Origin of the sequence: Microcoleus sp., from assembly GCF_049646505.1 — a bacterium.
GTDB lineage: Bacteria > Cyanobacteriota > Cyanobacteriia > Cyanobacteriales > Microcoleaceae > Microcoleus.
Genome location: NZ_JBARVX010000327.1, coordinates 18,795 through 28,745, shown reverse-complemented (window position 1 = coordinate 28,745; position 9,951 = coordinate 18,795). Strand labels below are relative to the sequence as shown.

Here is a 9,951-nt window from a genome sequence, read left to right as displayed (position 1 = left end):
CTGGGCCCAGAAAGGGTAAGCAAATGCTGCTTGGGGAAGTGCGATGTCGCTGCCGAGAAAAAATCCGGCGGCGGCGATCGCAATTAAAGCAGTTTTGGCGATCGTCTCGACACTGCAGCGAAATATCGCAGATAAATTAGTTTGTGGCATCAGAGTATTCAATCTCAAAGGTTCAGACAATTTAGTGATTGGTCATTAGTCATTGGTCATTAGTCATTGGTCATTGGTCATTAGTTGTTAGTTATTGGTTATTAGTTGTTAGTTGTTAGTTATTGGTTATTGGTTATTAGTTATTAGTTATTGGTTATTTAAACTAACTGCTAACTGCTAACTACTAACTACTAACTGCTAACTGCTAACTACTAACTACTAACTAATGACTAACAACTAAGACCACCAAGGTGCTTCGCCGCTGCGGAAATCTGTTTCTTTCCAAGGGGTAAAAGCAATCTTGTCATCTGCGACAGTGGTGTGGGCCAGGGCCAGAGACAAAGGCGCGGGGCCGCGTACCACTTTGCCCTCACTGTTGTATTGAGAACCGTGGCAAGGACAGATAAACTTGTTTTCGCTAGCATTCCAAGGCACGACGCAACCCAAGTGGGTGCAGACTGCATTGATGCCGTAATCGGCCAGAGATAAGTCTTCTTCCACCACCAGATAAGTGGGGTCGCCTTTGAGACCTTGGGCTAAAGTGCGATCGCCCGCAGGGTGCGAAGCCAAATATTCGCTAACGATGATGTCGTTACCCAAGGCGTCTTTAGCCGTGACTCCGCCACCGGCTGAGCCGCTCGACGGAGGAACAAAATACTGAACAACGGGATAGAGTGCGCCCAGTGCCACACCTGTGACTGTACCGAACGTCAGCAAATTCATAAATTGACGACGCCCCATATCGGGGACATCGGGATTTCCAGCAGAAGTTTGAGCCATGACCTGCCTTTACGGTTTTAAGTTACGTTTGTTTGTTAGGGAACCTGTGCGTGCAGACAAACTCAGCTAATCGCCGGCCATCTGCTCGCACAAATTTAAGGAAGCGAAAATTCCTTTTAAGAATGCGCCTTCCAGCCTTTATTAGAGTATTATTACATTTTTTGAACTTTGTCTTTATTGTTTAATGGATTAACTCAGGAGCAACCATGACGGGCAAGGATTTACACCAGCTATTGCTAGAAAAATGGGGAAAATCTTACGATATCAGATTGCGGCGGACGCGGGGCAAGATTTTTGTGCAGGTAATGTGGAAATATTTGGAACAGGCGTCTTTTCCGATGACGGAGGCTGATTATTTCGAGCATTTGGACGCGGTGGCGAATTACCTCAACGGCTGGGGCAGCACGGAACAGGTGAGAGAGTATATTGTCAATACTCGCGAGCGCCCGCGCTTGGGCAAAGCTGTCAGCGTTCCCCTGGATTTGGGCGAAAGAGCCTCGGAGTGGTTGCTTGACGAGTTTTGAATCTGTCAGTTGACTGTTGACTGTTGGCTGTTGGCTGTTGACTGTTGGCTGTTGACTGTTGGCTGCTGACTGTTGGCTGCTGACTGCTGACTGCTGACTGTTGGCTGCTGACTGTTGGCTGCTGACTGCTGACTGTTGACTAATGACTAATGACTAATGACTGTTGTCAGTCATATCAAATCCAGTTACAGGGAGCATTTCATTTGTATTTTTGTAAAAAGCATTTTTTTGGTAGTGCTGTCTCCGCTCCGGGATATTGTACAGTTCGCTCGCGGACGATCGCGAGCCTGGTTTCTAGCCGACCAAAATCATCCCAACCATTTTATGTCAACACTTTCACATACAATGAACCTCAGATATCTTGTGAAATTTAGGAGAAAGTTGTAATGGGTGTTGCAGTTGGAATGGTTGAAGTCTTAGGATTTCCCGCCGCCGTAGAAGTTGCAGACTCAATGGTGAAAGCAGCCCGAGTTACTTTAGTTCGTTATGAAAAGATAACCCGCGCCTACTGGACAATTATAGTTCGAGGAGATGTTTCTGAAGTGCAAGCAGCCGTTGCTGCTGGAATTGAATCAGTTAAAAAGGTCGATGGCGGAAAGTTGCTATCGTATCACATCATTGCTCGTCCCCACGAGAATCTCGATTACATTTTGCCGATCGGCTATACTCCCGAAGTCGAACAGTTCCGAATGTAGTCAAAGTTTTGACAAAACTTTGATGTCGAATTTTAACTTTTAGTAATTATAGAGGCGCGGGCGATCGCGTTTCTATATTTTTGCATATTTATCTATCTTTTTGCGCTGCGGACACAAGTAACGTTGCAGCAGTTTGGTACAATGCGGCAAATTTTGCCGAAGCAAAACCAAGTTGACTAACTGCTATTTATGTTATGGAAACGCCGATCGCCAAATTGACGTTTTTGCTCCCTGCAGATAGCCCCTTCTCTGATGAAAGTTCACCTTTGGCTGCGGAAGACACTTTCTACGACAAGTAGGTAGGCGCGAATCAACCGCACCGCGCAACAAAATGTAAAATTACCAAAACTTTTGCCGTTGCTTCGTTTTGTTTCATTGCGCCCTCAAGTCATACCTGTATATTTGGCGACTCAACTATTTAATAGCTTCCGCTCAGATATCAAGGAAAATCACAACTGGGATGCTGAACTCTATCTGGTTGAGGAGACGGCTTCCCAGACGGTCACAATTTAGATTGTATCAAATTCAGAGTCCACAACTCTCAATTCTGCAATAACAGTCGGCTTTTTTCTTGCACCGACCGCACATAAATGATATTATTATAAGTCTGCCTGCAATTAAAACCTCAGCCAAAAATTCAAAATCGCACCCGCAAGAAAAACTCTTAAAACAATTAGATTGCTAAAAAAGTCATGCTCGATACTCCACATCTGGGGCTGACCCCCCAAGTCCCGCTCCTATCGGTAGCGTTTTGATACTTGGCTCTGCCTGAGTCGGAAAACTCTGTACAAATTTTCACATAGTAATTTTTAGCCGGAAGGATTAACATATAAGGGTGACAGAACATTATCATCCCCTAAACTCATTAAAAAGCGGCCGCTGGTTCAAGCTGATCTGTGGGGCGAGCTTTCAACACCTGCCTGCGGTTCGGAATCTCACCTTGGCTTACACCTTAGCAGGCGCTGACTGTATCGATGTCGCGGCAGATCCCGCCGCCGTCGCAGCAGCGAAAGAAGCCCTACAAGTTGCCGGCGAATTACAGGCAAAAACCCAAAACCGCAGGTTTGGCGGCAAAGGGTTGCCCTGGTTGATGGTGAGTTTAAACGATGGGGAAGACCCGCATTTTCGCAAGGCCGAATTCAACCCAGCCGATTGTCCGACGGACTGCTGGCGGCCTTGCGAAAAAATATGTCCGGCCTCCGCAATAGTTTTTCAGGAAGCTGTTGAGGGTTTTTCCGGGGTGATAGACCAGCAATGCTACGGCTGCGGTCGCTGTCTGCCAATTTGTCCGAGCCAATTAATCTACACTCGTTCTTACGTGTCTGCTCCCGCTGCGATCGCACCTTTAATCTTGCAATCCGGTGCGGATGCCCTAGAAATCCACACGCAAGTAGGCAGAGAAGTAGATTTTGCGCGGCTTTGGTCGAGCATAGCTCCGTGGGTCGATCGACTCAAATTAATAGCAATTAGTTGCCCCGATGGAGACAATTTGATTGACTATTTGCGGACACTGTATCAAATAATTTCCCCCCTTCCTTGTCCCCTAATTTGGCAAACCGACGGTAGGCCAATGAGCGGAGATATCGGAACAGGAACTACTAGAGCCGCTGTCAAACTCGGTCAAAAAGTTTTGGCTGCCCAGTTGCCGGGATTCGTGCAACTTGCAGGAGGCACTAACGATCGCACTGTCAGCAAACTCAGAGCCTCTGGACTGCTTTTGGATGGCGGAAAAAATTTGTCATCTCCCCCTGTCCAATACATTGCAGGTGTAGCTTACGGCAGCTATGCCAGGGTTTTGCTGTCGCCAATTTTAGAACAATTAGACACAATGCAGAGCGATCGAGCATTGGCAATTCCAGCAGCCAAGCCAGCAGCCGGAGTTCCAACACCTCGGTTGAATCAACTCGAAGCCGTCCCAGAACTTCTCTCGGAGGCAGTGAATTTAGCTCGTTCTCTAGTTTCCCAGATCAAAAGTCATTAGTTAGTTGACTGTTGACTGTTGACTGTTGAGTGTTGACTGTTGACTGTTAGCTGTTAACTGTTAGCTGTTAACTGTTAACTGTTAACTGTTAGCTGTTAACTGTTAACTGTTAGTTGTTAGTTGTTAATCAAAAAAACTGATAACTAACAACTGTATTCTGCGATTTCGCGATCGCACTTGCGACAAGAGTGAAACCCGGTTTCTTAGTATATTTCTCGTTACCCAACTCAAAACTCGTCGAAGCCGGGTTTCTAGCCACCGATCCGTAAACAGACAACAGTCAACAGTCAACAGTCAACTGACAACAGTCAACAGTCAACTGACAACAGTCAACAGTCAACTGACAACAGTCAACTGATAACAGTCAACAGTCAACTGACAACAGTCAACTGACAACAGTCAACAGTCAACAGTCCTTTGTCCACTGAACCGAACACACCGAGGCGAATGCAGATTACAGACGACCTCAACAGATTATTAGAAATCGTGCCAGACGAGATCCGGCAGCCCCTAGAGCAGCACCCGCAGCGCAACAATCTCATTGAGGTTGTAATGGACTTGGGCCGCCGACCAGAAGCTCGTTTTCCATCCTCGGCCGAACATCTTTCCCAAACACCGATTTCCAAAGCAGACCTCAACTATTGCATCGATCGAGTCGGCAGCTTCGGCGGCGACAATCGAGCCGGTATCGAGCAAACCCTGCACCGAATTAGCGCCATTCGCAACCGCAGCGGCGAGATTATCGGCTTGACATTGAGGGTGGGCCGCGCTGTGTTCGGGACGATCGGCATTATCCGCGATTTAGTGGAAACCGGTCAGTCAATCTTGATGCTAGGCCGCCCCGGAGTAGGCAAAACCACAGCCCTGCGCGAAATCGCCCGCGTGCTCGCCGACGACTTGGAAAAACGAGTGGTAATCATCGACACCTCCAACGAAATCGCCGGAGATGGAGACATCCCGCACCCGGCGATCGGCAGAGCTCGCAGAATGCAAGTTTCCCGTCCCGAACTCCAGCACCAAGTCATGATCGAAGCAGTGGAAAACCATATGCCGCAAGTGATCGTGATTGACGAAATCGGCACCGAATTAGAAGCTTTGGCCGCTCGGACGATCGCCGAAAGGGGCGTGCAGTTGGTCGGTACCGCCCACGGGAACCGGATCGAAAACTTGATGAAAAACCCGACTCTGGCAGATTTGATTGGGGGAATCCAAGCGGTAACGCTAGGAGATGACGAAGCAAGGCGGCGCGGTTCTCAAAAGACAGTTTTGGAACGCAAATCGCCGCCTACTTTTGAAATTGCGGTCGAAATGCTCGAACGCCAGCGCTGGGTAATCCACGAACGAGTTTCAGATTCGATCGACACTCTGCTGCGAGGACGCGAACCAAGCCAGCAAATCAGAAGCGTCAGCGACAGCGGAGAAGTAATTATCGAGCGCGAATCAGCATCTCCCCCCGCCCGGTTCCCAGGGATGCCAGCTTCCGGCCCTGGCCCGGCTGCGGTATCAGCAATGCGGCCGGTCACACCGATGTCTGGGTGGCGCAGTGCCGGCAAAATGGTGCCGATGCCCCCTCAAGGCGAGAAATTCGCAGCACCTAGCAGCGCGCCAGTTGCTGAGACTCGGTATTTCGAGCAACTCCTCGAAGAATCCCTGTCCGTGGAACCAGTACCGCAGCAGCGGGGACGTTATTCCCAGAACGTCGGCCCTAACGGCGAAGATTTGCCCCTCCACGTTTATCCTTACGGCATAGCTCGCCACCAGCTCGAACAGGTGATTTCGACCCTGAACTTGCCGGTGCAGTTGACGAAGGATATTGAAAGTGCTGACGTGGTTTTGGCTTTGCGATCGAACGTGCGGAACCAGTCAAAATTAAGGCACTTGGCCAAAACTCGCCAAGTTCCCCTGCACACAATTAAGGCCGGCACTATTCCCCACGTAGCGAGAGCTTTGCGGCGCTTGTTGGACATGGACGACCCCGGCACCCCGGAAGTGGCAGACCTCGCCTTATTCGCCCGCAGCGGTACTTCTGACGAGCTCGAAGCTCTCGAAGAAACCCGCTTGGCTGTCGAGCAAATTGTGATTCCCAAGGGACAACCGGTGGAACTCCTACCGCGTTCTCCCAACGTCCGCAAAATGCAGCACGAACTGGTGGAACACTATCACCTAAAATCTCACAGTTTTGGGGAAGAGCCCAACCGCCGCCTGCGGATTTTTCCAGCTTAAACAGTCGGGATTTGGAACCGGCATTGTGTAGGGTGCGCGGGCCGCACCTTACCGATTGAAGGCGGAAGGTAGAAGGCAAAAAGCCGAATTTTTTTCGTGCTGCTGTCTGTTTTATACCTGCTGCTTTCGATCTCGCAATCTGCTAAATTAACGATGGTTTTTGTGGGTGAGTTCACCGCCCCAACCCGAATCTTGCGGTCGATCGACCCGACAGGATCTTGTTTCCCTTCGGATTGTGGCGGTGAGTGCGATCGGTCCAATTCCCAATGACTAATGACTAATGACTAATGACTAATGACTAATGACTAATGACTAATGACTAATGACTAATGACTAATAACTAAACAAATTTACAGAGTTAATATGAATGATGCACAAATTCAGCTATTTATTCAATTAATTGCGACTAACACAGGTTTAAAAATTCGCCCGCAAGATCGATCGGCTTTGGCTCAAAAACTTTTGACTCGGATGAAAGACGTAAAAATAGCCTTTCCCGAAAAGTATTATCAAATGTTAGCTGCTCCGACTCAGGAAAGTCAAACCGAATGGCGCCAACTCGCACTGCTGCTGACAACCAACGAAAGTTATTTCATGCGCGACAAAGGACAATTTTCGCTATTGGAAAAAGTTATTTTCCCTGAATTGATCGATCGCAAAAGAAAACTGCACGAGCAATTCGGCATTAAGCCAACACTCCGCATCTGGAGTGCAGGCTGTTCCACCGGTGAAGAACCTTATTCTTTAGTTATTATTTTAAAACAGCTCATTTCTGATTGGGAAAAATGGAATATTTTAGTTGTAGGTACTGATATCAATCAAGAAGCAATAGAAAAAGCTGAGCGGGGAATTTACAGCCCTTGGTCCTTTCGCTTAGTCGATCCAAAACTGCAAGCGCGCTATTTCGACAAGCGAAAAAGTGAATGGGAAATCGACAGAAATTTGCGCCAATTTGTGAGCTTTAGGCATCTCAACTTAGTGAAAGATAATTTTCCTAATATTTACCAAAATATTTATAATATGGATTTGATTTTGTGCAGAAATGTGTTTGTTTATTTTGAAGCTCAGTATATTTCACAGGTATTGAAAAAATTTGCTAAAACCCTGAGAATGGGAGGATATTTAATGATCGGTCACGCTGAAGTTCACAGCCACGCGATGAACGAGTTTCAAGCAAAGATTTTCCCGGAGTCGGTTGTTTATCAAACCAAGAATCTCTTAGGGGAAGAACCGGGTAAAATAGAGTATTCGAGCGCACCAGCACCGCAGGCGGAATCAGCGTTGGATGAATCCAGAAAGGGACGGAAAGTTAACGGTGACATCAGTCATTTAATACCGGAGGGAACCGTACCAGCTAGTTTGAATAACGGCAACTTTGGGGATTTAGGAGCGATATTAGCAGGAGGTAACGGGCTGGGAAAAATTCTGCGAAGTCGCTATTTTGAGGGAGAGCGGGCGAGCAAGAAAGTGCCTGATTTACCTCCAACCACCGCCGCCAAAACAACCGCGAGCCAAACGCCTCAGATGCTTATTTTAGAGGCAAAAGCTTGTTTTAAAAATAAAGCTTATCCTGAAGCAATTGATAAAGCAAAACAGGCGATAGACCTGCAATATCACAATTTTGAGGCTGATTATTTGCTCGCTCAAATTTATGCAAATTTAGGCAAGTATTCTCAGGCGATCGAGCACTGCAAGCGAGCCAGCAAAGTAGATGCTATGTCAATATTTCCTTATTATTTGCAAGCTCACATTGCTGAAGAACAGGGCGACTTGGAAACAGCTAAAATCTTTTTAAAAAAAATCATTTATCTTTGCCCGTCTTTTGTTTCGGCTTATCTCGAACTCGGCAATATATACAACAAAGAAGGTCAGCTAAATATAGCGATTAAAATGTACAACTCATCTTGCGATATTCTCAAAAAACTACCGCCCAATACTCGGATCGAGCAGCAGGGAAAAATGACAGCTAATCAAGTATTGATGGATGTTGAAAAAAAATTGGTAAAATTGTACAGCCAACAAAAGTGACGCGCCGGGAAAATTAAAAAACTTGGCTCGTTGCCAAACTGAATATTAGATCGGGTTCGGCTAAATAGATATAATTCTTGTAGGGGCTCCCCTGACAGACAATAATTGCCTAAAACTAACAATAAGCGTAAACCCGCCCCGGTCGGATATTATAAGTAATTACCCGGACTTGATATTATCGTAGAAAGCGGGGTTTTTTTCGCAAGTCCTCCTCAATAAAGTGTCACAGTAAATATGGAAACTAAGCCGTATCTTATATTTAAACAGAACGGTTTGCTTTGCGGTGTAGAAGTCGGCTGCGTTCGGGAAATTTTCTTTCTACCGGAGCTCGCACCTATCGCCGAAGCGCCTCAAGATATTGTTGGGGCGATCGATCTTAGGGGCTCGATTCTGCCGGTGATGGATCTGAATCTCCGTTTTGGGTACCTTTGGCAGGAGTATTCTGTGACAGATAGTGCGATCGTCATAGAATGGCAAGAATTTCGAGTTGCGATCGTTGTCAATCAAGTTAGTGAAGTTAAGCATATCTCCCAAGATGCAATAACTCCCCAGCTATCTTACGGGCGAGACAAGCCAGAGGAGTCCAATCATTTTTTAGCTGGATTTGCCCGCTGCGGGGCCGAGATTATCATGCTGCTCGATCTCGATCGCCTAATTCGATATTCTCCTGAAAACACAAAAAGTAGAATATTAGTTTCGGCAGCAGAAATCCAGGTAGAACATCAAAACTTGCACTTAGAAACCGAGCCAAAATTGTTAGCTGAAAATCCTAAAATTTTGGACAAGCCTCGCATTTTTGGTGCGAATGCCACAGCCCAAGAAAAAGCAATTTTTCGAGAGCGGGCTGACAATTTGAGGCTTCAAGACGATCGCCAAAATTCTGCGGCAATTAATATGTCGCTGGCGGTGGTTGTCTTCAACGGCGAATACTTTGGTATCAATCTCGGGGTAGTGCGCGAATTTACTGACATTCGCCAAGTAACTCCGATTCCTTGCACGCCCGATCGCATTATTGGCAATATGAATTTGCGGGGCGAGATTCTGACGCTAGTGGACATTCGGAAGATTTTAAATATATCAGCAGACACAAAATTCCTATCTAAGGCGATCGTTGTTGAAATTGAAGATTTGGTCGCCGGTATAGTCGTTGATGAAATCTTAGACATTATACATTTAAATATGGCAGATATTGCGACTATTCCTGCTGCACTAAATTCTGCCAACCGCGAATATCTCCGGGGTACCGCTTTTTATAAAGAAAAGATCGTCGCTGTTCTCCACTTGCAGAAACTGCTAACAAAAGGGGGAGTTGTTGTTGATGAGGAGGTTTGAAGAAAGATTTGAGGGCGAAATCCTAAGTCGCGCCCGCACAAACGAGGTTCTCGCTAGTCGAAACTCAAGAAAAAAAAGTAATCGAACAGAATTTGCTATGATACTATTTGCTAATGTCACTGCACGGGAGCGATCGCAAAAGTTGCAGGCTAATTTGTGCGGCAAATGCCGGACGGCCAACAGCTATCGCAGAGTCACCACCTTACTAAGGAAAATGCTATCTTAAATTCAGGAAAAA

General features: G+C 46.7%; 8 protein-coding genes. 7 read left to right on the top strand and 1 reads right to left on the bottom strand.

From position 1 onward, the window contains the following. Positions 1 to 387: 387 nt before the first annotated feature. Complete coding sequence (petC, locus tag WBA89_RS16885; protein WP_424408337.1) at positions 388 to 930, bottom strand: cytochrome b6-f complex iron-sulfur subunit; 543 nt, start codon at positions 928 to 930, stop codon at positions 388 to 390. A 206-nt stretch (positions 931 to 1,136) separates the two neighbouring features. Between petC and WBA89_RS16880 the strand changes: the two genes are divergently transcribed. The 7 genes from WBA89_RS16880 to WBA89_RS16850 all read left to right on the top strand — a co-directional run bounded on the left by WBA89_RS16880 (position 1,137) and on the right by WBA89_RS16850 (position 9,939). Next, positions 1,137 to 1,454: a DUF3067 family protein gene (locus WBA89_RS16880; protein WP_424408336.1), complete on the top strand. Its 318-nt coding sequence runs from the start codon at positions 1,137 to 1,139 to the stop codon at positions 1,452 to 1,454. Positions 1,455 to 1,840: 386 nt separating this feature from the next. Continuing rightward, positions 1,841 to 2,149, top strand: coding sequence for a carbon dioxide-concentrating mechanism protein CcmK (locus WBA89_RS16875; RefSeq protein WP_194061180.1), 309 nt, complete (start codon positions 1,841 to 1,843; stop codon positions 2,147 to 2,149). Positions 2,150 to 2,984: 835 nt separating this feature from the next. Then, positions 2,985 to 4,130, top strand: a complete 1,146-nt coding sequence (gene ldpA, locus WBA89_RS16870; RefSeq protein WP_424408335.1) for a circadian clock protein LdpA — start codon at positions 2,985 to 2,987, stop codon at positions 4,128 to 4,130. Positions 4,131 to 4,577: 447 nt separating this feature from the next. Further along, positions 4,578 to 6,353, top strand: a complete 1,776-nt coding sequence (locus WBA89_RS16865) for a R3H domain-containing nucleic acid-binding protein (protein ID WP_424408334.1) — start codon at positions 4,578 to 4,580, stop codon at positions 6,351 to 6,353. A 363-nt stretch (positions 6,354 to 6,716) separates the two neighbouring features. Continuing rightward, positions 6,717 to 8,381 carry a CheR family methyltransferase gene (locus WBA89_RS16860; RefSeq protein WP_424408333.1) on the top strand — a complete coding sequence of 555 codons (1,665 nt, stop codon included), beginning with the start codon at positions 6,717 to 6,719 and terminating at the stop codon, positions 8,379 to 8,381. Between the two features lie 234 nt (positions 8,382 to 8,615). Then, on the top strand, positions 8,616 to 9,713 hold the full coding sequence (locus WBA89_RS16855; RefSeq protein ID WP_424408332.1) for a chemotaxis protein CheW: 1,098 nt from the start codon (positions 8,616 to 8,618) through the stop codon (positions 9,711 to 9,713). Between the two features lie 97 nt (positions 9,714 to 9,810). Further along, positions 9,811 to 9,939, top strand: coding sequence for a hypothetical protein (locus tag WBA89_RS16850; protein ID WP_424408331.1), 129 nt, complete (start codon positions 9,811 to 9,813; stop codon positions 9,937 to 9,939). Positions 9,940 to 9,951 lie beyond the last annotated feature (12 nt).